Raw genomic sequence first — 21,948 nt, forward strand, 5'->3', positions numbered from 1 at the left:
ATGCGTTTATCGAGTTTGTTCGCGGCGTTGTGCTGCGCCGCCATTGTGCCCATGACCCAGGCTGCCGATGCGGTGGTGAAGGTATACAACTGGTCCGACTACATCGGCCCCGACACGCTGAAGAACTTTGAAAAAGACAGTGCCATCAAGGTTCAGTACGACATCTTCGACACCAATGAAATGCTCGAAGCCAAGTTGCTTTCCGGGCACTCGGGCTATGACGTGGTGGTGCCGTCGAGCCAGTTTCTGTCCAAGCAGATTCGCGCGGGCGCCTACCAGCCTTTGCAGCGTGAGTTGCTGGGTAACTGGAAACATCTCGACCCACGCCTGATGCAGCGCCTGGTAGCCGCCGACCCCGGCAATCGTTACGCCGTGCCTTACATGTGGGGCACCGTGGGCATCGGTTACAACGAGGAGAAAGTCCGCGCCGTGTTGGGCAAAGACGTGGCGCTGGATTCCTGGGCGATGGTCTTCGACCCGCAAAACCTGGCCAAACTGAAAAGCTGTGGCGTGGCTTTTCTCGATGCGCCGGTGAAGATCATTCCGCAGGCCATGCTTTATCTCGGCCTGGACCCGAACAGCGTCAAGCCCGATGACTACAAGCAAGCCTCGAAACTGCTGATGACCTTGCGGCCTTCGGTGACCTACTTCAACTCATCGAAATACACCTCCGACCTCGCCAACGGCGACATCTGCGTGGCCATCGGTTATTCCGGCGATGTCATGCAGGCCCAGAGCCGCGCGCGGGAAGCGGGGAAAAACATCGACATCCGCTACCTGATTCCCAAAGAAGGCGTGAACCTCTGGTTCGACATGCTGGCGATCCCCAAGGACGCCAGCAACGTTGGCAACGCCCACGCGCTGATCAACTATTTGCTGCGCCCTGAAGTGATAGCGCCGATCAGCGACTATGTCGGCTACGCCAATCCCAACAAAGACGCGACCGCGTTGATGGACCCCAAGGTCAGCAGCAATCCCGGAATTTACCCGAGCGACGAGGTGATCAGCCACGCCTTCGTCTCCGCCGATCTGCCGGAAAACATCCAGCGCCTGATGACCCGAGAGTGGAACCGGGTCAAGTCCGGCCAATGAATCCTTGTTTTGAAGAGCCTTTGCCATGCTGAAATTTTCTGCTCATGAGTACCCGTATCCGTCACAGCGTCAAAGCGTGTTCGCCCGGCGCGGCATGGTCGCCGCGTCACAGCCCTTGGCGGCTCAGGCCGGCATCGAAATCATGCAAAAGGGCGGCAATGCCATTGACGCCGCGATCGCCACGGCGGCGGCACTGACCGTGGTCGAGCCCACAGGCTGCGGTCTGGGCGGCGATGCGTTTGCCTTGGTGTGGTGCAAGGGCCAGTTGCACGGCCTCAACGCAAACGGCCATGCGCCGGCAAGCTTGAGCGTCGAGGCGGTGAAAGCCGCTGGTCATGAACAGATGCCGTTGCATGGCTGGACGCCGGTTACGGTGCCGGGTTGCCCTTCGGCGTGGGCTGAACTGTCCCGGCGGTTTGGGCGGCTGCCCTTTGCCGATTTGTTGAAACCGGCCATCAGCCTGGCCCAGGACGGCTTCCCGGTATCGCCCGTGGTTGCCCTGCAATGGCAAACCGCGCTGGAGGGCTTCACCCCAAACCGCAACGAAGTGCTTGATGCCTGGTTCAACACGTTCCTGATTGAGGGGCGGGCGCCGCGCGCCGGTGAAGTGTTCCGCAACCCGGCGCAAGCCCGGACCTTGACGGAATTGGCCGCCACCGAGTGTGAAAGCTTTTATCGCGGTGCATTGGCGCAGCGGCTGGATGCCCATTCCCGGGCCACGGGCGGCTACCTGCGTGCCAGTGATTTGCAGGATTACCGTGCACAATGGGTCGACCCGATCACGGTCAATTATCGTGGCGTCGATGTCTGGGAGATTCCGCCCAGCGGCCAAGGTCTGGTCGCGTTGATGGCGTTGAAGATTCTCGAAGGCTTCACGTTCGATCACCGCGACAGTCAGCAGACCTGGCACCTTCAACTCGAAGCCATGAAGTTGGCCTATAGTGATGGCCTGCATTACATCACCGACCCGGAGCAAATGCGGGTCGCGGTGGCGGACTTGTTGAGTGAGTCCTACGCCGCTCGCCGTCGGGAGCAGATTGGCGAGCGGGCCGTGGCGCCGCTGCCGGGCGAGCCTCACGCCAGCGGTACCGTCTACCTGGCCACTGCCGATGCCGATGGCAACATGGTTTCATTTATCCAGAGCAACTATCACGGTTTCGGCTCCGGCGTGGTGCTGCCCGACAGCGGCATCGCCCTGCAAAACCGTGGTGAAGAGTTCAGTCTCGACCCTGCGCATGCCAACTGCCTGGCCCCTGGCAAGAAGACGTTCCACACCATCATCCCGGGCTTTCTCAGCAAGGATGGTGTGGCGATGGGGCCATTCGGCGTGATGGGGGGCTACATGCAGCCCCAGGGGCATGTGCAAATGGTCATGAACCTGGTGGACTTCGGCCTCAACCCACAAGCGGCGCTGGATGCACCGCGCTGGCAGTGGCTGGGAGGGCTGGAGGTCGGCATCGAGCAGGGCGCTTCACGGGATATGGCAGCAGCATTGGCGCGGCGCGGGCATCAGGTGCAAGTAGTGTGCGACCTGACCAGTTACGGGCGTGGCCAGATCATCCTGCGCGATCCTGAAACCGGCGTGTTATGTGGCGGGACTGAGCCGCGAACGGACTCGCATATTGCTGTTTGGTAGTGCTGCGACCCTGGGCGGTGGGGTCATCTTGCCGAATGCTGAGAAGCACAAGTTCTACATCGACGCTGAATATAGCAAAGGCGCAAGTATCGAACAGCCTTATGCGGTCAACGTGGGTTACCGGTACATGTGGTAAATCTGTACCGCGATATGACTTGAGCTGAAACAACAAAGCCCGCATCCAGGAGTGCGGGCTTTGTTGTTTGTGCAGGGTGGCCACCGAGCATACGGAGCTCTCCAGCTTCGATCGCTGAAAAACTCGTTTCAGCGAGCTTCGTTGTCGCAGGATGAGTGACTGCTTTTGCCTGATTTCGGTTTTACACTACCGTCAGTTTTGTTTGGCAAATTCTCCAGCAGCTCCTTAAACGCAGCGCGATCTGTATAATTTTCGCGGTGCGTAGACCGGTGGAGGATCTGCTCAGCCGTCATCAGCGGCCAGAGTTTGTCGATCACATCGACCGCTTTGATGTTCTTGTCTCAGAACCAATCTCAACGACGGCTATTTTCTCCTGCTCTCGCGATTGCTTGAATCGTGGAGTGTTGAAGGAAGAGATCTGTAAAAAATACTCGTCACTTATATATGACTTCCAGCAGCAAAGGACGCTTGATGAGAACCCCGCTACTTGCCCTTACCCTCGCAGCTCTATTGAGCGCATGCGCCATCCCTTACGAAACCCCGCAAGCCCGCGCCAATATTGAACGCGATCTGAAACTCAGCCCAGACGAAATCGTCACTATCACCGAAACCAACTGGTGCTTGTTTCCCTACGGTGATTTGCAAGTATGCAGACCCAAACAAGGCCTGGGTGTGCTGACGAAGAGCAAGCTAGTGCTGGCCCTCTATAAGGGCGGCATCTACCAGCAGGCTGAAGTCATCAACGCCAGCGATGTGCAGTGTGCCCATCTGCAAAGTGGCAGAGCCGCAGCCGATACCTTCTACCTATTCAGTGAACACTGGGCCGCCATGCTGGCGCCAATTACTGTGGGAGGTGCTTTGGCCCTCGACAAGAAAGCCCAGTTCCTGAACGTGCTAGTGCCGCCAAACACTGAGAGCTTCACGGCTGCGCAAGGAAATTTTATTAAGGTCACCGATCGTAAGAATTACTCGGCTGTGGCGGTACCGGGTACTAAAACCTATGTAGGAACCAGCGAGAGTATTCACCAGATTTTTAATCCATGTACAAAGGGAAAGAATCGCTCAGATGCATCCTGAGTCCTGATCTTTCGAATGACACATTCGCAGCAGCAATTGAAACCCAAGTAGTTCAATGCAAGCCCGATGCGCCGGGCCTGTCGATAGTCGACAGGAAGCAAACAGTGGGTTTTTGGTGATGATGTTACCGGTCTACGTGAACCCCGTTACGAGCCTTCCCCAAAAAGCCTCTGAACCAGGCCCCTGATTGAGTAGTTTCCAATCTGTAATCTCCAGGTGAGCGCTCTAGGTAAAGGGGACACGCTCGCCAGGGCTTTTTACTGTGCGATAAACCCTCCGTCGACTACAAATTCAGCCCCTGTCGCAAACCGCGACTCTTCTGAAGCGAGAAACAGCGCCATATTAGCGATGTCGATCGCTTCGCCCAAAAAGCCGATGGGGTGCAACTTCGCAAGCCGTTCCAGTTCGGCCGTGTCATTCCCGACCATCGGCGTCACGATGTATCCAGGATGAATACTGTTGACCCGAATCCTGTAGCCACTTCGGCCCGCATGCAGAGCCGCTGATTTGGTGAGGTTGCGGATGGCTCCCTTGCCGGCGCAGTAAGCGGCATATTCCGGATGGCCGACGATGCCTTCTATCGAAGACAGATTGATGATCGAGCCTCCACTGTTTCTCAGGTACTTGAACCCGTGCTTTATGCCGAAGAAAGTGCCGTGCAGGTTTACCGAAAGTTCTTTGTTCCAGTCTTCAAAGCTCATGGTTTCGACGCTACCCGGCAATGCTATGCCGGCACTGTTCATCACAACATCGACGAATCCGAAACGCGCCACGGTCGCTTCGAACGCGCTGACCCAATTGTCTTCAACGCGTACATCCAGTGGAATGAACAGCGCTTCGCCACCCATTTCTTGTATGGCCTCAAGTACGCCGCCAGCCCTCGCACCATCGATATCGCACAAGGCAATCCTGGCGCCTTCTTCTGCAAAACGGATAGCGCTCGCGGCGCCTATACCCGATGCTGCGCCGGAAATCAGCGCGACTTTGCCCTGAAGCCTGTTCATCGTGTTTGACCTGCGGCTAGAAGGTGGCTGGCGTAGGTGGCGGCTATCCCGAGATGGCCGCGGCCCTCAGCCACGGCCATTTCCATACAGTGAAGGTTGGCGGTGAAGAGGCTGGCGCGCTGCCCGCAATCGAGCATGGTCTGGCGCCAGGACTTCACTGCCGCCACATAGATTGAAAGGGTCGCCTGGTCTGTTCGATAGTCATTAGACTTGTGGTGTTTAATGACCGCGGTCAGTTCAGTCTTGAGCAGTTCAAGAAAGTAATCCAGGCAGTCTTCGAGTGGTTCGATACCGACGCCAGCCTTCCCGGCGAAGTCCAAGGCCTCCAGAAAAGCGCCGATACCGGTGTTGTAAAATGCACCGGCCATGGCAGCGTCCAACACATTGGCCGCGCAGGCTAACTCGCCTATCCAGCGCGAAGCAGCGCCGGGCAATTGCAACAGAGGTTTATGCCGCGACCAGATATCCTTGGGTCCCGAATAGTGGATCAACGTGCTATCCCGGCCAATATCGTCAGGGTAGGCCTCTATCGCCGCCTCAAGATAATGCCCTCCCTGAGAATTGATGTAGGCCTGTAGCTCGTTGGCGTCTTTCGCCGAACCGGTCATGAAATTGATAAAGTCGCGGCCTGCGATCAAATGTTCATGTCCCTCCATGACGCTTCTGAAAACGCTGTAATCCAGCAATACGACCAGCACCAGAGAGTTGGTCTCCAGCGCCGACACCAGGCTGGGCGCTGCTTGTGCTCCGTTTTTGACTAAGGCAGCGCACCTCTCAGGGGAGCGGTTCCATACCGTCACCGCCACGCCGCGATTCAGATAGCAACTCGCTAAAGCAGAACCCATCAGGCCTGTACCGAGCAGCGTGAGTTGTTGAGCCATGATATTCCCCTGAGGTAATCGCATTGATGTCGCCTGCACCGAAATGTACGCTTCAGCGCTAATACGGCTTATCCGAAATTGGCAACTCGACGGGTGCGGCTTACGCGCACCTGTAGTGAGCAATTCGGATGGGCGTAAGATGCGGTAACGCGATAAAGGAGCAGCCAGGGCGTGCTATCAGAACGCGGTGGAATCAAAGATGGGGACGCCAGCCCCTACAGTCGTGCCGGCAAGCGGCTCAAGAAGATTGAAGACATCAACGATGCCGCCGCGATGGTCTTCGTCCGCGACGGCTATGCCCAGTTCTCCGCCCGCAAGGTCGCCAAGGAGTTAGGGATCAGCCTGAACAACCTTCAGCACTACTGTGGCAATACCGAGAATCTTTGTCGCCAGATGATTGCGGCAAAGCTGGGCCACTATGTCGCGTCGGTGAACCAGTTGGTCGAACAAGCCCGCGCCGAGACGCCAATCGAAAAGTTGGCGGTGGCTATCCGCGAAAACTCCGCAGCCACGCTGGACTCCGTCACCGGCAAATTCTTTTTCCAGATGGGTGCCCTGGCCAGTCACGACGCGTCTATCAAGGCATTGATGATTGAACAGTACGATCAGTTTCTTATGGGCTTTTGCCGGTTGATCACTGAGATCAGCCCCCAATTGCCAAACGATCAGGTGCGTACTTACGCCGCACTGATCGCGACGCAAATCGATGGGATCTTCTTTTATCAGGACCAGCTAAACCCGACATCCGGCGTTCGCGAGCAAATGGTCGAAACGGCAATCGCTTTATGGACGACCATTCTAATGCCCGCGAAGGCCGAGCCCCTTTAACCACCCGGCGACTCAGATTTTGAAGTGGCCGACTTTCTGTTCAAGGGTTTTGGCCAGTTGGTCCAAGTGGACGCTGACGGTTTCCAGTATTTCTGCATTCTCTGCCAGTGTCCGAGCAAAGTCCCTGATGTTGCTGACGTTGGTGCTGACTTCATCCGCCACATTGCTCTGCTCTTCAGTAGCCGTGGCAATCTGCAGCGTCAAATCGCTGATTTTCTCTACCCCGACGCTCATTTGCCCCAGTGCGTGGCCTACCTTGGCAAACTCTTCGACCGTGGTGCTGGTCAGTGCATGGCTCACACTCATCGCCGCAACGACATTGTCGGTATTGTGCTGGAGCGTTTCGATGACGAGTTGGCTCCGGGTGACAGATTCTTGTGTGCGTCGTGCCAGCGTGCGAACCTCGTCTGCAACGACCGCGAAACCACGGCCTGCCTGACCTGCTCGCGCAGCCTCGATGGCGGCATTCAAGGCGAGGAGGTTAGTTTGCTCGGCGATTCCCCGTATGACTTCCAGCACCGAACTGATTTCGGTGCTGCTGTCAGCGAGCGTTCTGACCTCCGACATGTTTTGCGCCATGCCAAGGGACAGCTTCTGGATGGTTTGGCTAGCGCTGACAATGATTTGGTCTGCGTGTGATCCAGCTCGGTGGCTGTCTTGTGCAGAATCGGCGGCGTAGCCTGTGTTTCGTGCCATTTCCTGGGCCGTTGCGGCCATTTCATTCGACGCTGTAGCGACCTGGTCAACCTCGTTGGCCTGTGCTCGCAACTGGCTGCGGGTGGCGTGCGCAATCGTTGCCGCATGCTGAGTGGCCTCACGCGTTTGCCCCGCAGCGGCATGGATCTCTTTGATCAAATGATGCAACTGGTCCAGAAAACGGTTGAAGCCGTTTGAAAGCTCACCCAGTTCGTTGGGCTGGTAATAGTTGATCCGCCGAGTCAGGTCGCCGTCGCCGCTGGCGATGTCCTTGATCATTTGCGTGATCAGCTGAAGCGGCCGCAGCGATTTATGAATGACCAGTGCGCACAGTGCCAGGCCTAAGGCCCCCAGCACGGAGGCCGAAACCAGCATGTGCCACGTACTCAGATGCTGTCTGGTATCGAGTTGGTCTGCCAGTTTCTCGGAGGGGGCCATCAGCGTATCCCAAGGCACATCGATCTTTACGGCCCAGGGGGCGGAATTTTCAATGGGCGAGAAGGGCAGTGACAGTTGGAAGTTGCCTTGTTCACGCGCCAGCACCACACCCGATTCGAAAGTTCCACGCTGAAATCGGGCACCATAATCAGGCCAGATTTCTGAAGCGGGCTTGCCCGTTGTTTTCGCTGAAGCGCTGTTGGCGGCGATGATCCCGGTATCGCTGACGATACTCACCGTCGAGTGTCCGTTGTAGATGCCCCGAGCCAGCGCCACACTTTGTTCCTGAAGGTCGTTCAGGCTCAAGTCCACCACCAGCACCCCAACGTATTTACCCTTTTCCACATAAGGCAAAGCCAGCGAAACCAGCCCTTCGGTGTGCCCATTCAACGTGTCGAAGTAAGGCGCGGTGATGCAAGGCTTGAGTGTGCTTTTCGAACAACTGTACCAATAGTTCATCGGTTGGCCGCTGGCGTTGATCTGGTCGCCATTAATGGCTTTTTCGTCCAGGGCAGTCAGCTCGAAGTCAATACTGCCGTAACGCGAATAGTAGGTTGAAAAGCGTCCGGTTTCGTTTGAACCGAACTCAGCCTTGCCCTTGAAGTCCAGATCCTCTCCGCCCGCCTGGCCGGGTTCGAACGCGACGTACAACCCCAGGAAGGCGGGGTTGGAGACGATCGTTTGATGGATACTTTTAACCATGTCGCGGCGCAGGTTTTCAGCATTGATCCTGCCCTCGGCATACTGGTCCCGCAGCGTGCTCATTTGCAGCGCCACAAGCTGCGCCAACTGGTTGGCATTACGGAACTTGTTTTCGATACGTAATTGCTGGGCTTTGCCGGTACCGATCAATTGGTCGCGCGCGGCGATTTCCAAAAGTTCGGCGCTTTGCTTTCTGATCTCTTTGGAGGAGATTTTGCCTTGATAGAGGTTTATGGCTATGACACTTGCCATCATGGTTAGCAGGCAAAGGCCCGTCAGGGTGAGCATCCTGAATTTTATTGAATAAATCGATGGCATGCGCAGCGCCTTTTTGGCTATAGGTAACTATGTGCACCGCAAAAAAAGGGCGCCAATAAGACGCCCCAAAAGGGAACCATATGCCGGGTCAGCGGAAGCTGGGCATCGGCTGGGTTGCAGCAGGGCGTTAGAGGCTGACCTTCATGGCGCCGGGCCCTGGAATAGGGTCAAGTGTGGGGCGGCTACTGAGCGCCGTTCCTTTTGTGTAGTGACCTTTGCCCAATGGCGCCACGATGAGCCTTACCGCCAGGTAATACGCGGCGCCCGAGAGGGCGATGACTGGAATGGACGCGCCGAGGTAGCGGAACCACCCGTTCATAGCCACCGTCACCGGATCGTACATCGCCAGGTAGCCCACCACGGCCACGATGCTGATGCCGACGGCGATCCAGTTGACCCCGCCCCAATAGGCGTAGTGACTGTTACGCGTGGCAAACAGGCTGGGCGCGTCCAGTTGTTCGCGTCGCAGAATGAAGTAGTCCACCAATGTGATGCCTGAGATGCCGACGAACATCACGCCGTTGTACGACAGCCAGCTCATTACCTTGGACAGTAGCCATTCGGTCTCGAAGGCAAAATACACGCCGGGCAGCAGGAGCAGCGCGAGCAGCAGTTCCCATTTCAATCGCGCGAAAAACTTCACCTGCTGAATGGAAACCCCGGCCAGGTACATCATCACCACCATGGTCGCAATGTTGGCCGTGAGAACCACGCTCATCACAATGGATCCGAACACCGGCCCGCCAACGGCAATCATCCAGATCGTCGGGTCATAGGTGCCTGCGCTGATCGCCGCAAGGGCCGCGACCGTTGAGACAACGGCTGCACCGAGGATGCCCACGCCAATGATCGAGGGGCCCATGACATGGTGTTTGCTTTTGACCAGTCGCGTCAGGCCACCCATGATCGGCCACCAGGTCATGGAGTTGGAGACGCCAAATTCGACCGCAAGTGCCAAGCCCTGTACGGGATCATGGGAGAGCATTTGGTCCTGCGGCACCTGGTTGTGCCACAGGCTGTCGAGGCCGAACTTGTGCACCAGGATGCCGAACATCACCAAGGTGATCAGCATGTGCAACGGGCCGATATAGCCATTGAGGCGCTCGAAGAATTTCGGTCCCTTGCAGGCGATAAACCAGACAACGAAGAGCGCCAGCAACGCCACGCCGATGACCAGATGCTCATGTGAGTCGCCGGTGACCTGGGTGCCTGTGACTGTCGCTGCAACGTTTGCTGCACCCCTGGCAGTCAGCGCCTCGACCACATAAGACCAGCCGATCAAGGTGGCCATAAGACCAAACAGCGGCACCACAATGCCGCGATAGCCAAAAGATGCCTTGGCGGTATCAATCGGGTCGGTGCCGTATTTGTAGCTGGGTACTCCAGACGCGAGCGACACCAGCGCCATGCCGATAATCAGGCCAATCACGTAGCCCATGACACCAAGCCGCCAATCCCCGACATAGGGCAGGTAGCTGCCAATCAGGAATGCCCAGGTGGCTGCACTGAATGCGCAGCAGGTCCACAGGAACGAACCATAGGATTTGTACACGCGGTTGCCCGACAGAACCGGCAACCGGCCCGCGAGGGCTTCTTGTTCGACGCTATTTGACGTGCTCATGCCGTTGCTCCTACAGCCAGCAAGGTGCCGATCCACAGAACGGCCCCCAAAAGGATCCAGAAGGAAGCCTCTCGAACGAGTGGGGCGGCACTGCTCCAGCATTCGGATTGCGTGTGTTCAGGCTGATTCATGGCCTCCAGTTGTTTCAACAGATCCGTGTTCAAGCTTTCGCTTGTAGTCATCATTCCTGTGCCGTGTCCAACGTCAGCTTTGCTCATGTCGTTGCTCTCTGGACGTGTGCTTGCGAGGCCGTCCGCTTTGGCTGTTTTAGAGAATTATTATGGCAGCGGTACTCAGTGTTGCCGGCCGCGGGGTGAGTGCGACCTGGATTCAGCCTACGCCGGGCGAGTGCGACCTCGTATCCGTTTTTGGCAATCCGTCCGCTTGCCGATATTGGCTACAGTCAGTGACCTGCTCGACGCTACGTTAGGCGCTCAGCCTCAAGAAAATGTGGAGCGTGCCCATGAACAATGAAGAGCATCTAGTAGTTATTTCCGGAGCGGGCTCCGGTATCGGCCAGGCAACGGCGATCCATTTTGCACAGCAGGGCTACAGCGTCATCGGTTGTGACCTGTCGGAGAGCGGGCTGCAGGAGACTGCCAAAAAAGTAGAGATGGGAAGGTTCCTTTCACGGGTGGTGGATGTTTCTCAAGAACACGAAGTACACGCACTGTTCGAACGGGTGAAATCCTTCAACCTTGCGCTGCATGCCGTAGTGCCCTGCGCAGGCGTCGCACGTACGGGGCTGGTTCACGCGCTGTCGGGCCAGGACTGGGCGTTCATGCTAGGAGTGAACCTCACCGGGACCTGGTTGATGGCAAAGCATTCGATGCCGATTTTCATGGCGCAGCGGCGTGGGGCGTTTGTAGCTGTCGGGTCCGACGCATCGGTACGTGGCGCATCGGGTTACGCCGCTTACTGCGCGTCCAAGCACGGAGTATTGGGGCTGGTGCGGTGCCTGGCCCTGGACTACGGGCCTTGGGGTATCCGTAGCAATATCGTATGCCCAGGCTTTGTGCAGACGCGGATGATGGACAGCCTGTTTGCCGAAGCCGATGACCCTGAGGCCGAAATGCAGGCCTATACCAAGGAGGTACCACTGGGGCGATTTGCCCGGCCTGATGAAGTCGCTAAGGTAATCTTTCACTTAGCTTCGGACGAGGCGAGCTATACCAACGGGATTGCCTACTCGTTAGACGGCGGTGCCACTTCCGGTCACTTTGGTTGATCCTTTGAAAGCCTCGACGTGAGTAGTTTCTTCCCGGTTAATCCGCAGCAGGTTGAGTAGATTTGCACCAATGTGGGTCGTCCGACCCAGTTTGTGGCGATTACACCGTTTGATGGGTAAGACGGCTCCATTCCCGGGACGCCAAACGGTTTTCTTTTTCGGCTCGAAAGGTGCGCTCCAGACGCTTGCGTGTTTCATTCGCAGCTATTGGACAGCAGGTCATCGAAGACCGGCACGAAGCTTGCGAACGGTTCCGCACCACCCGAGAAACGGCGAGATCGCATGATGGTCCCTCTTAATCCTCAAAACACTACCCAGTTTCGCTTTATGGAAAGCCATGATGCATTCGCGCACGCCGGGTGCCTGAGTGAATGGGAAGACAACCGTTACCATCAGTTGGAGAAAAAGGCGCCTTTTCACGGAGCCATCGCCAGCCACTCCATCGCCGGGAAGATGCTAATCACTCGTGAGACCATGAATAGCCCATGTGTGGAGCAGATCTGCCATGTCCCGTTGGATTCGATCGTCATCGTCAACGTACGCTCAGAAGAAGATGTTTTGCTTAACGGTAGATATGTCAACGCGAACACGTTTCATGTCTCGTCGGGACGCTCTTTCCATGCAGTCGCCAAAGCACCTATCGAAGCGTTGATGTTGACCGTCAGCAAGGCGGCCTTTTTTGAGCGCTTCAACACTGAAGCGTTCTTGAATAGCGACTCCAAGCCTTTCGAAAGATTTGTTCAACCCGCAAGGGGCACCCAAGTCGATTTCGAATTGAATCTCAAGTCTCACCTGAGTGATGTCCAGGCTGGAATCGAGCAAAACCCACTTAGCGTCAGCCTGGAAAAGGTGTTTGACTGTGTACAGGAAATCCTGGATTTCGAGCGGTCCAGCTGTCTGGTGATTCCACCCTCAACCCGGTCGTACATCGTGGAAAAGAGCTGTGAGTTCTTCGTCCAGCATGTCCAGGACGAGGGCATTGGCGTGCTGGACTTGTGTAATCATCTACGGATCAGCCGGCGGACGCTGCAATACAGTTTCGAGGACGTCTTGGGCATGACTCCCCTGAACTACTTGAGGTCGGTGCGCCTGAATATGGCCCGCAAGCTGCTGATGTCCTCACCCCGAGACACGATCCAAGGGGCTGCTTTGGATTCCGGCTTCAGCCATCTGGGGCGTTTTTCAAAGTACTATCAGGATTTTTACGGCGAGTTGCCTTCCGAGACGCTCAGCCGCCTAGGGGCGCATCGGCGTCATCATTGAACCCGCACCCATGAAAAAGCCGGCTCTGTTAAGCCGGCTTTTCTTTGTCTTCGCCGAGATCTAAGCGCCGGCGACCAGGTATTGCGAGTTGAAGCCCAAGGCGCCATGGCCAGCGTCCTGGGCAATTTTCAGGTCGTCGGCGAGCGCCGAAATATGGCTGGCGCGCAGGCCGCTGGCCTTGAGAGCATCGCGCCATTGCAGAACTGCATCAAGGTAAACGTCGACAGTTGCCTGAATGGTACTGAAATCGTCGGCCTCGATTTCCTTGATGCTTTTTGCACTTTATAGCGCAGCAGGTCGAGCATCTTGTCCGCAAACTCAGCCAGTTGGCCGGCACTCACGCCCTGGGTTTTGGCGTAAGCCGCAGCCTCCAGGAAGCCCGCAAGGCCGACCGCGTAGAAGCTGCCGGTCATGGCTGCATCGACAATCGGCGGGACCGAGAGGTCTTCACCCGTGTAAATAGTGCCCTGAGGCGCCATCGGAGTGACCGTTTGTGCAATCTCATCCCAAACTGACGGCGCACAGGCGTATTGGATCGCCGTGTAAGGCCCGCCAATCAAGTCAGGGTAGGAAGAAATGGCGGCATTGATAAATGTACCCCCGCGACGTTCAACCGCGGCGCGATAGCGCGGGCCATCTTCTGGCATCGAAGTGCTGAGGTTGGCCACAAAGCGACCCTTCAAGTCCAGCGCCTCGCTGTGGCTTTCAATCAATGACGCCCCACCCGCTGCACTGCTGATAATCATGATGATCAGCTCACTGGCATGCACGGCGTCGACGAAAGAGGGCACCAGGGTGGCACCCTTTGCCACCAGCGGTTGGGCAGCTTGCGCACGACCGTCCCACACGGTGACCTTGCGGCCTGCCGCAAGCAGTGTACTGGCCAATCCAGAGCCCATAAGGCCGGTGCCTATAACCGATATTGTTTTAGTCATCTTCTTGTTCCTCGAAGTGGCGAGGCGCACTCGCCGGGTTATCTACACCCTGAAAGCTAAGGGCTGAAACCCTAAGTCGATAGCCATTTTCGGCAACTCCATTGTTGTCGGTTTCAGGCCATCGCCCTGCGTGTGTATTGCCGATTCTGGATAGGGGCAATCGAGCCCTGCCTGTAGCGTGTGCCCACCGATAGCCACAAACCGTGAGGCCTGAAATGAACCTTATCCAGAAACCACAGGACGCTTATGTACAGGTCGACCAAGTCGAATGGCAGGCGTTTCCCGAGCAATTTCATACCGGTGGTGTGAAATGGAAACTGCTACACGTGTCGCCTGAGTTCGGTATTTGGACTGTCATGTTTTACTGCCCCAACGGCTCGATTCTGTTGCCGCACATTCACCATGGGCCCGCGGAAGGCTATGTGTTTGAGGGCATTCTCGAGCTGCGGGGCGGCCCGGAAAAGGGTGGTGCGCTGTGTGTCCAGCATGGCTTCTTGTATGAGGCGACCGGCGCTGAACACGAAGAAACCAAAATGCTCGCCGACACCACATTCATTTTGCAAATGGTCGGCCCCATCACCTGGAGAACCGCCGAGGGGCAGGACGTGAATCAAACCTGGTCAAGCGCTCAGGCCCTCTGGGAACAGCAAACCGCTGCCTGATGTCCTGTCTTCAATGCATACGTTGTGGAGTGCGCTTGATGAGTATTTTGTTTGTTTTGACTTCGCATGATTCCTTTGGCGACACCGGCCGCGACACCGGGTTGTGGCTCGAGGAGTTTGTTGTGCCTTACTACACCTTTGTCGATGCGGGGTACTCGGTCCGGCTGGCGTCACCCAAGGGAGGGCGTGCGCCAGTGGATCCGCTGTCGATTGATGCCTTCAAGGATCACCCTCTGTACAAACGCTATCGGGCGGATGGCGTGCTCAAGGAGCACCTGGGTTCGACCATCAAATTGTCGGCGATTGTCGATTCGCAGGTCAGCGCTGTGGTGTATCCCGGCGGGCACGGCCCGCTCTGGGATCTGCGAAACCAAGCCGACTCCATCACACTTATCGAGTCGCTACTTACCCAGGGTAAGCCTGTTGCAACCATCTGCCACGCAGGTTGCGCGTTGCTGGAAGCACGCAAGCGTGACGGCCGCCCCTTGGTCGAAGGCGTGCAGGTCACGGCATTCAGTGACAGTGAGGAGGCCGCAGTAGGTTTGGAAAAAGTCGTTCCGTACCTTGTCGAAACCGACTTGAAAGCGCTTGGCGCAGTGTATTCCAAAACCCTTGATTGGGAGCGCCACGTGGTGGTCAGCGGTGCGTTGATCACCGGCCAGAACCCGGCTTCTTCGCAAGGAGTGGCCGAAGCGGTTATCCAACAATTGAAAGCCTCAATCGATGGAGATTGATTGCCATGAGCTTTGTCAAAACCAAAGAAGAACTTCAAGAGATCCAACGCATTCTCTCCGACGGGCGCTGCACGATTGAGGCGCTGTCGATTGAGTTCGAAACCACATTCGAGTTCTTGCGCTCGGTGTTGCCACCCTGTTTCGAACTGCCGGAAACACCCACCGCGATTGCCAGTGTTTCCCGTTGGCAGAGCGAGCTGTGTGGCGAGTTTGACTGCGGCATCATTTCTCTCAAATGCCGATACAAGGAGCTTGAAGGCACGACCATGCTGGTGCTTATCGTGAGTGGCGACATGCCCGTCACGATCGGCCGGGAGATGTGGGGCGAGGCGAAGAAAACCGGGACTGCCCAGGTTTATCTCGATGGTCACGAAGCCTATGGCTTCTGTGAGCGTAATGGTGCACGGTTGATCGAAATCGAGGCCGAATTTGGCGAAAACATCGGACCTTCAAGCAGTGAAGGCTACGACTTTGAAATCAAGGCGGTACCTCACTCCTCGGGCTACGGCCTGCAGCACGACCCGATTTTGAATTGCATGAAGAACCAGGAAAACCTGCGAGTAAAACGTATCGGGGCAGGGGCCCTCAAACTCAGCGGTACGGCGCTGGACCCGCTTCACACTATTCCAGTGATTTCCGTGGGCACAGCCTATTACACCGAAGGTGAGTCGAGCTGGACGGTGCCACGGCTTGATGTACTCCCGGACGCGGAGGCTTACCTGCCGTTTATCTACGGGCAGAAATTCGACGATTTTCGACTGTTTCGCAAACCTGCGCGCTTCCAAAAAACAGTTGGGCCGGCGTACACGTAGGTTTTGCGCGCGAGCACGAAAGCATGAAGGTGCTTGGTACGTCATGAAATTGAGCGGTAGGCCTTTGGCGCCTGAGAAGGCGCCTTTTTTACATGTGTTTTTGAAAGGCCTGCTGAGGGCTTCTTCAAAGACTATCCGGGTCGCCAAAGAACATCTGAATCCGCGACCGCAACCAGCGCTCGCCCGGATCATTATCCTGCGACCCGCGCCACGCCATGTGCAGTTCAAACGTGCGCACTGGCAACGGTGGATCTTCAGCCCGCACACCGCCGGCTGCGGTCAATGCTTCTGCGGTGTAGTCAGGCACGGTGGCGATAATATCAGTGCCGCTGATGAGTGTACTCAGCCCGTTGAACTGCGGCACGGCGAGTACCACATGGCGTTTGCGCCCGAGCTTTTCGAGTTCTTCATCTATAAAGCCGCTCAGGTCACCGGCGAATGACACCAGCGCATGAGGTCGCGCGCAGAAGTCGTCCAGGCTCAGCGGCCCGGGCACGGTATCGGCGCGCAACAACTTCGGCATACTGCGACGCAGTACTTTGCGCTTGGCGTTGGCCGGCAGATCGGCGGTGTAGCTGACGCCGATTGAGATTTCGCCTGAGGCCAGCAGGGCCGGCATCAGGATGTAGTTGGCCCGACGCACCACCAGCACGATGCCCGGTGATTCGGCGCGCAGGCGTTTGAGCAACATGGGCAGCAAAGCGAATTCGACATCGTCCGATAGGCCAATACGAAACACCGCAGTGCTGGTGGCTGGATCGAATTCCGCCGCACGACTGACCGCTGTGGAAATCGAATCCAGCGCCGGGGAGAGCAGGGCGAAGATTTCCACCGCTCGGGCAGAAGGTTCCATGCTGCGGCCGGTGCGCACGAACAGAGGATCATCGAACAGCCCGCGCAGGCGCGAGAGCGCCGCACTGATGGCGGGCTGGCCGAGGAACAGCTTTTCCGCCGCGCGGGTCACGCTGCGTTCATGCATCAATGTTTCGAATACGATCAACAGGTTCAGGTCGACACGACGCAGGTCATTACGATTCATCTGGAGTCCTGGCAGAGTCAGCAAGCTTGACGTGAGCGGCCATATGAGAACAATGGCCGGCATGAATCTTACGGGCAAAGGCTGCTACTCTGCACCGTGTAATTCACTTTTTACTTAAATGGCTGCTTCGGTTTTTTACGGCATTTGGTGATGTCGCCGTCGCTGCGGAATCAATGACAGGCATGTCGACTATTAATAGCCACTGATGGTCTTGGGTAGAAAGCCCAGATAGAGTTCATGGCATTAGAGGTTACTTTGACGAGGTTTGCGATGTCCCGCACGATCCGTTTTCACAAGTTTGGTCCAGCCGAGGTGCTCAAATGCGAAGAGCATGCGGCCGCTCTCCCTGCACCAGGTGAAGTGCAGGTGCGCGTCGAAGCAATCGGCATCAGCTGGTACGACATTCTCTGGCGCCAGAACCTGGCCTCATCCCACGCTCGTCTGCCTTCAGGCCTTGGCCATGAAATGTCCGGCGTAGTGACGGCGGTTGGCGACGGTGTCGATGATTTGGCTGTGGGTGACAAGGTCGCCAGCTTCCCGGCCGAGAGCCCTAACGATTATCCAGTCTACGGCGAACAGATCGTTCTGCCGCGCTCGGCACTGACCCGTTACCCGGACGTGCTCAGCCCGATCGAAGCCAGCGTGCATTACACGCCGCTGCTGATTGCCTATTTTGCCTATGTCGATCTGGCGCGGGTCAAACCGGGGCAGTTCGCCTTGGTGACCGACGCCAGCCACTGCGCAGGACCGTCCTTTGTACAGCTGGGCAAAGCCCTGGGTGTGCGAGTGATCGCGGCGACCAAAACTGCAGAAGAACGCGAATACCTGCTGTCCCTCGGCGCCGAGAAAGTCATCGTCACCGAAGAGCAGGATCTGCTGATGCAGATCAACAAAATCACCGATAACCGTGGCGTCGACGTTGTGTTCGATGGTCTCGGCGGGCCGCAGATGTCGTTGCTCGGTGATGTGCTGGCGCCTCGCGGTAGCCTGGTGCTCTATGGTCTGCAAGGTGGCAATCAAACGCCATTCCCGGCCTGTGCAGCGTTCCAGAAAAACATTCAGTTCTTTGTGCACTGTATCGGTAACTTCACCGGCAAGCCGGAGCTGGGCATCATTCAGGATCAGGTGGCGTTGCAACGAGCGTTGCGCGACATCAACCAGTTGACCGCCGACCGCGTGCTGCTGCCACTCAAGACTCGGGTCTTCCCGTTTGCCGAGTTTGTCGAAGCGCACCGCTACATGGACGAATGCCCATGTCGCGAACGGGTCGCCCTTCAGGTCGAGTCGGCTTAATAGCTCAGATCAGAGTCCGTGGCCCCACGGACTCTTTGTTTTTCACTCCCCCAACGAGACACCCAGCGCGACAAGCGCGCAGGGCCGTTCAGCAACTGAACCGGTTTTTGCTTGCGATCTGTATCTTCTAATCATCATATAAGCCCTGATAATTGAATGATTGCTTTCATCTCAAGGAAAGAGTCATGTCTGTGCATTCAATTCGTCCTGTGCGATATCAAACGGCTACTTCTGCCCGTTATGTCAATTTCTGTTTAATTGTTGTAGGGCGTTTCCGAAATCGCGTCTTTTTTTCTTGTACTCAATTGTCGTGGGACCTTGTCGGAAGTTTCCTAGGCTATTTTTCAGGAAATAAAAAACCTGCAATAACAAGGTGTTGGCAGGCCAACGCAAAGAATCGCAGACCTTTAACGACTCAAGTGTTGCAAATAACTACGATTGCGTAAGTGTTAGCATTCGAGCGTCTATTACTTATTGATGAATTGTCATGCGGCCGCGTTTTCGGTCTGCGTGGCATGAAACTATTGATACCGGGTAAATACCGATGAGCACGATCCATGATCAGGCAATGAACTACGTCTATCAGCAAGTCTTGCAACGTTTGCTGAGCTTCTTTTCGCGTGCAGAGCGCACAGCCCTGCAATTGCTGATCCAGCGATTGGCAGTCGCGGCGGGCGGCATGGATAACATCGGTAATTTCAAGGTGATGGTGGTTCAGTCCGGCTCACGCGACAGCTGTTACACGCTGGCGTTATTGCGCGCGGCACAACTCACTATCGCCGGGCGAACGCCGGGCACCTTTCAGTTGCGTGTCGCCACGTTACGCTGGAACGGCACGGGGCAAACGGCCCTGCAAAACATGCATCGCAGCTTCAGTGCGCTGTTTCTCTACGATGATCCAAGGGTGGAACTGCTGATGGTGGATCATCGAGAGGTGCTGCCTTTCGATCACCAAGCGCTTATTAGCGAGGAGGGCCGCGACGCTCACCGCATCAATTTGCTGATGATCGGCCATCGCCGCACCTGGAATCAATCTCTCGATCTGTGGGACGACGCCTACCTGGCGACTGCCGAGTTCTACGGGCAGGTCGCCCGCTGGAATAACGGCGTGGACGCGCTGATTGGCAGTGAAACACCGCGCCGGCAAACATTGTTCCTTGACGGTCTCAATCGGGCCGCACAAAAAGCCGGAATAGGCAGCTTGCCGGAGAATCACGGCGGTTTTGAAGCGCTATTCCCGCTGCTTGACCATCTGGGTGGCGACTATTACCGGTGTTTCTATCCCGATGATGAAAGGATGCCATGGCGTCCAGAGGGACAATTCGAGGCCTGTCGTCGCACCAGTTTCATCAAAATCAACGACATGATTGTCGGCAAGCTGGAGGAACGCTGGCCTTTGCTCAGCGAGTTTCTCGGCGTTCAGGTTGACGATCTGTCGATGTTTCAGGGCGATAACGAGTACGCCGACCCGTTGCTGGCCGCGCACTTGCTGGGGTTACAGGCGAGCATTGCGGAGGGTCGAACGTACGAGGAGGGCGTGTGCGAATTCCTTCAGGACACGCTGCTGGACATGCGTCACAAGCAAGTGCCCGAGCCCGCGTGTGAACAATTGATCGCAGCGTTCGGCGATTTGTCCGATCTTGAGCAACTGCGTCAGCAGGCGGCAAAGCAACTTCAAGACGCTTTTGGCCTGAGTGACATCCAGGTGGCATGCCTGATGTTTGCGCCCTTTATAGACAACGGCGCAGGGCTCGAGCGGTTTCTGCGTCATTGCCATCCCGGCATGCTGGTGGCATTGCCTGATCTGCACCGAGCGATGCAAGGCTTGCACGCGTCCGAGCAGGTGATGAAGTGGATGGTCGATGTCAGCGGACTGCCGATCAATCTGATCGGTCGTCTATACGCCATGGGGCCAGTCAGCATGGCCGAGTCGTCTGAAGCCTCGGCGCCAAATGCACAGCTGGACGACTGCACCGGTTTGACGGCAGTGGATCGGACTGCGGAAGGTTAAGCGTGACGGGTAGATCAGGAACATCACGGCCCAAGGATCTGGGGCCATGAGGCCCTCAAGGGAGAAAGGTTTCGCTTATCAGTCGGTTTATCGTTATTTGAATTTGCTGATCAATGAGTCCGCCACTAATGGCAGCGTGCGCTTACCTTCTTTACGGCAACTGGCGGATCGCTTGAATGTATCGATCTCGACCATCCAGTATGCGTACTCGTTGCTGGAAAAGGAGGGGCGTGTCTACTCGGTGGCCAAATCTGGATATTACGCGCAATCAGCGCCAACCCTGATGTCGCCTGGCAGCGCCAGTGATCTGCTTGAAGCCGTTTATGTCAACGCCAGACGCATCGGCATGTGTGTACTGAGCGCCGACGACCCGACTTCGCTGCAACCGCTGGACAGTCCATTGCTGATGCTCGAGCGCGAGCTATTGCGCCAATATCCGCGCCAACCGCCGCTTCAGGTACAACCCAGTGGTGAACTTGAGCTGCGTACCGCCCTTGCGGCGCGCTACACCACCTCGGCATTGAATAGCTGGCAGGCAGAGGACGTGTACATCGGGGCGGATCTGCGCGGCGTGCTGGAGATACTGATCTTCGCTCTTCAGTTACGAGGTGCAACGGTGCTGATCGAATCGCCCTGTGACTGGATGATTCTGCGTCTGTTTCAGGCGGCAGAGGTTCAGGTGATCGAATTGCCGTTGCAAGCCGATGGCGGGCTGGACCCGCAGCGTCTGGCGTCCTTGCTGGCGACCGAGCGTGTCGGGTTGATCATGTTGTCGTCGGTGCTGAACATGCCCCGTGGCAGCTTCGTCCCACACGCCAATCGACAAGTCATTGCGCAATTGCTCCTCAGGTATGGCACTTGGGTGCTGGAGAATGACAGTTGCAGCGAGTTGGCGGACGCCCCGGATGCGCAACGCTTTCGCGAATGGCTTGATCCCGATCGGCTGCTGATCTTTTCTGCCTTCGACAAAATCATCGGCGCTGAAGCCCCTTACGGTTTTGTCTTGTCCCGGCAATGGCGCAGCGAGCTGCAGCGCCACTTTCTGTTGCGATCGTTTCGATTGTCTTGTGCTCGTCAGAAAGCCATAGCCCGATTAATCGCAAACGGGCGCGTCGATCAGCACTTGCAGATATTGCGACGCCTGCTCAAAGAGCGCCGGACACAGTTGATCCAACTGCTGCGCGAGCGTTTGGGGGATACCGTGCAGATTGTCGAGCCGCAGGGCGGTGCAACGGTCTGGTTGAATTCGGTCAGACCTGTGGACATGAATGAAGTGTTCTACTGCCTGCTCAGGCAACAGGTGGTGATTGCTCCCGGCGAGCTGTTCAGCCTCAATGGTGACTACGCACACCATTTGCGGTTGAGCCCGATCTGTCACAGCGAACACGACCTCGCCGGGGTGGTCGGTCAGGTGGGCGATGCGTTGCGCCTTGCGCCCGACGGCTGATGTTAAAAAACTTCCGGGATGTCTCGGATAGTTACCATCGCGTTGCGGTCAAACTGCCAGTAAACTGCGTCCCTATTCCTGAACCACTCTATTCC

The 21,948-nt window shown here is 56.7% G+C and carries 20 protein-coding genes and 1 pseudogene; 13 read left to right on the forward strand and 8 right to left on the reverse strand.

Annotated features, from left to right (window positions below; genetic code table 11):
• The 4 genes from JFT87_RS18310 (at position 1) to JFT87_RS18325 (ending at position 3,941) form a co-directional block, all read left to right on the forward strand.
• Entirely contained in the window at positions 1–1,092 is a 1,092-nt protein-coding gene (locus JFT87_RS18310) for a polyamine ABC transporter substrate-binding protein (protein ID WP_201203461.1), read from the forward strand.
• Between the two features lie 25 nt (positions 1,093–1,117).
• Complete coding sequence (locus JFT87_RS18315) at positions 1,118–2,728, forward strand: gamma-glutamyltransferase family protein (protein ID WP_201203462.1); 1,611 nt, start codon at positions 1,118–1,120, stop codon at positions 2,726–2,728.
• Positions 2,682–2,864 carry an autotransporter outer membrane beta-barrel domain-containing protein gene (locus JFT87_RS28445; protein ID WP_342367178.1) on the forward strand — a complete coding sequence of 61 codons (183 nt, stop codon included), beginning with the start codon at positions 2,682–2,684 and terminating at the stop codon, positions 2,862–2,864. Before JFT87_RS18315 ends, JFT87_RS28445 begins: the two co-directional genes overlap by 47 nt.
• Positions 2,865–3,335: 471 nt before the next feature.
• Positions 3,336–3,941 carry a hypothetical protein gene (locus tag JFT87_RS18325; RefSeq protein WP_201203464.1) on the forward strand — a complete coding sequence of 202 codons (606 nt, stop codon included), beginning with the start codon at positions 3,336–3,338 and terminating at the stop codon, positions 3,939–3,941.
• Positions 3,942–4,198: 257 nt separating this feature from the next.
• Here the strand turns inward: JFT87_RS18325 and JFT87_RS18330 are convergent, their stop codons facing one another.
• Complete coding sequence (locus JFT87_RS18330; protein ID WP_201203465.1) at positions 4,199–4,945, reverse strand: SDR family oxidoreductase; 747 nt, start codon at positions 4,943–4,945, stop codon at positions 4,199–4,201.
• Entirely contained in the window at positions 4,942–5,826 is an 885-nt protein-coding gene (locus JFT87_RS18335; protein ID WP_201203466.1) for an NAD(P)-binding domain-containing protein, read from the reverse strand. Before JFT87_RS18335 ends, JFT87_RS18330 begins: the two co-directional genes overlap by 4 nt.
• 171 nt (positions 5,827–5,997) lie before the next feature.
• On the opposite strand from JFT87_RS18335, the gene JFT87_RS18340 reads away from it, so the two are divergent.
• Positions 5,998–6,654, forward strand: coding sequence for a TetR family transcriptional regulator (locus JFT87_RS18340; protein WP_201203467.1), 657 nt, complete (start codon positions 5,998–6,000; stop codon positions 6,652–6,654).
• A 12-nt stretch (positions 6,655–6,666) separates the two neighbouring features.
• Here the strand turns inward: JFT87_RS18340 and JFT87_RS28870 are convergent, their stop codons facing one another.
• The 4 genes and pseudogenes from JFT87_RS28870 to JFT87_RS18355 all read right to left on the reverse strand — a co-directional run bounded on the left by JFT87_RS28870 (position 6,667) and on the right by JFT87_RS18355 (position 10,647).
• Complete coding sequence (locus JFT87_RS28870; protein WP_446739737.1) at positions 6,667–7,371, reverse strand: methyl-accepting chemotaxis protein; 705 nt, start codon at positions 7,369–7,371, stop codon at positions 6,667–6,669.
• Positions 7,372–7,524: 153 nt separating this feature from the next.
• Positions 7,525–8,808: pseudogene (locus JFT87_RS28875) on the reverse strand (PDC sensor domain-containing protein); the annotation flags it as partial.
• A gap of 127 nt (positions 8,809–8,935) precedes the next feature.
• Positions 8,936–10,429: a cytosine permease gene (locus tag JFT87_RS18350; RefSeq protein WP_242487271.1), complete on the reverse strand. Its 1,494-nt coding sequence runs from the start codon at positions 10,427–10,429 to the stop codon at positions 8,936–8,938.
• Positions 10,426–10,647 (reverse strand): hypothetical protein, encoded by a 222-nt coding sequence (locus tag JFT87_RS18355; RefSeq protein WP_201203470.1) that lies wholly within the window; start codon positions 10,645–10,647, stop codon positions 10,426–10,428. The genes JFT87_RS18350 and JFT87_RS18355 overlap by 4 nt, the downstream gene beginning before the upstream one ends.
• A gap of 245 nt (positions 10,648–10,892) precedes the next feature.
• On the opposite strand from JFT87_RS18355, the gene JFT87_RS18360 reads away from it, so the two are divergent.
• Positions 10,893–11,657, forward strand: a complete 765-nt coding sequence (locus JFT87_RS18360; RefSeq protein ID WP_201203472.1) for an SDR family NAD(P)-dependent oxidoreductase — start codon at positions 10,893–10,895, stop codon at positions 11,655–11,657.
• Between the two features lie 282 nt (positions 11,658–11,939).
• Positions 11,940–12,920: a helix-turn-helix domain-containing protein gene (locus JFT87_RS18365; protein ID WP_201203474.1), complete on the forward strand. Its 981-nt coding sequence runs from the start codon at positions 11,940–11,942 to the stop codon at positions 12,918–12,920.
• Positions 12,921–13,048: 128 nt separating this feature from the next.
• Here the strand turns inward: JFT87_RS18365 and JFT87_RS18370 are convergent, their stop codons facing one another.
• Positions 13,049–13,855, reverse strand: coding sequence for an NAD(P)-binding domain-containing protein (locus JFT87_RS18370; RefSeq protein WP_201203476.1), 807 nt, complete (start codon positions 13,853–13,855; stop codon positions 13,049–13,051).
• 215 nt (positions 13,856–14,070) lie between these two features.
• Here JFT87_RS18370 and JFT87_RS18375 point away from each other — a divergent pair, with 215 nt between their 5' ends.
• The 3 genes from JFT87_RS18375 to JFT87_RS18385 are packed head-to-tail and all read left to right on the forward strand — an operon-like array spanning position 14,071 to position 16,063.
• A complete protein-coding gene (locus tag JFT87_RS18375; protein ID WP_201203478.1) occupies positions 14,071–14,517 on the forward strand; it encodes a cupin domain-containing protein in 447 nt (148 codons plus the stop codon).
• 38 nt (positions 14,518–14,555) lie between these two features.
• On the forward strand, positions 14,556–15,251 hold the full coding sequence (locus JFT87_RS18380; RefSeq protein ID WP_201203480.1) for a type 1 glutamine amidotransferase domain-containing protein: 696 nt from the start codon (positions 14,556–14,558) through the stop codon (positions 15,249–15,251).
• Positions 15,252–15,256: 5 nt separating this feature from the next.
• A complete protein-coding gene (locus JFT87_RS18385; RefSeq protein WP_201203482.1) occupies positions 15,257–16,063 on the forward strand; it encodes an acetoacetate decarboxylase family protein in 807 nt (268 codons plus the stop codon).
• A gap of 124 nt (positions 16,064–16,187) precedes the next feature.
• On the opposite strand, the gene JFT87_RS18390 is transcribed toward JFT87_RS18385, so the two are convergent.
• Positions 16,188–17,102 carry a LysR family transcriptional regulator gene (locus JFT87_RS18390; RefSeq protein WP_242486235.1) on the reverse strand — a complete coding sequence of 305 codons (915 nt, stop codon included), beginning with the start codon at positions 17,100–17,102 and terminating at the stop codon, positions 16,188–16,190.
• A 270-nt stretch (positions 17,103–17,372) separates the two neighbouring features.
• Here JFT87_RS18390 and JFT87_RS18395 point away from each other — a divergent pair, with 270 nt between their 5' ends.
• The 3 genes from JFT87_RS18395 (at position 17,373) to JFT87_RS18405 (ending at position 21,853) form a co-directional block, all read left to right on the forward strand.
• Positions 17,373–18,395, forward strand: coding sequence for a zinc-dependent alcohol dehydrogenase family protein (locus tag JFT87_RS18395; RefSeq protein WP_201203483.1), 1,023 nt, complete (start codon positions 17,373–17,375; stop codon positions 18,393–18,395).
• 544 nt (positions 18,396–18,939) lie between these two features.
• Positions 18,940–20,406, forward strand: coding sequence for a hypothetical protein (locus JFT87_RS18400; RefSeq protein WP_201203485.1), 1,467 nt, complete (start codon positions 18,940–18,942; stop codon positions 20,404–20,406).
• Between the two features lie 46 nt (positions 20,407–20,452).
• Positions 20,453–21,853 carry an aminotransferase-like domain-containing protein gene (locus JFT87_RS18405; protein ID WP_201203487.1) on the forward strand — a complete coding sequence of 467 codons (1,401 nt, stop codon included), beginning with the start codon at positions 20,453–20,455 and terminating at the stop codon, positions 21,851–21,853.
• Positions 21,854–21,948 lie beyond the last annotated feature (95 nt).

Origin of the sequence: Pseudomonas sp. TH15, from assembly GCF_016651105.1 — a bacterium.
In the GTDB taxonomy this organism is placed as follows: Bacteria; Pseudomonadota; Gammaproteobacteria; order Pseudomonadales; family Pseudomonadaceae; genus Aquipseudomonas.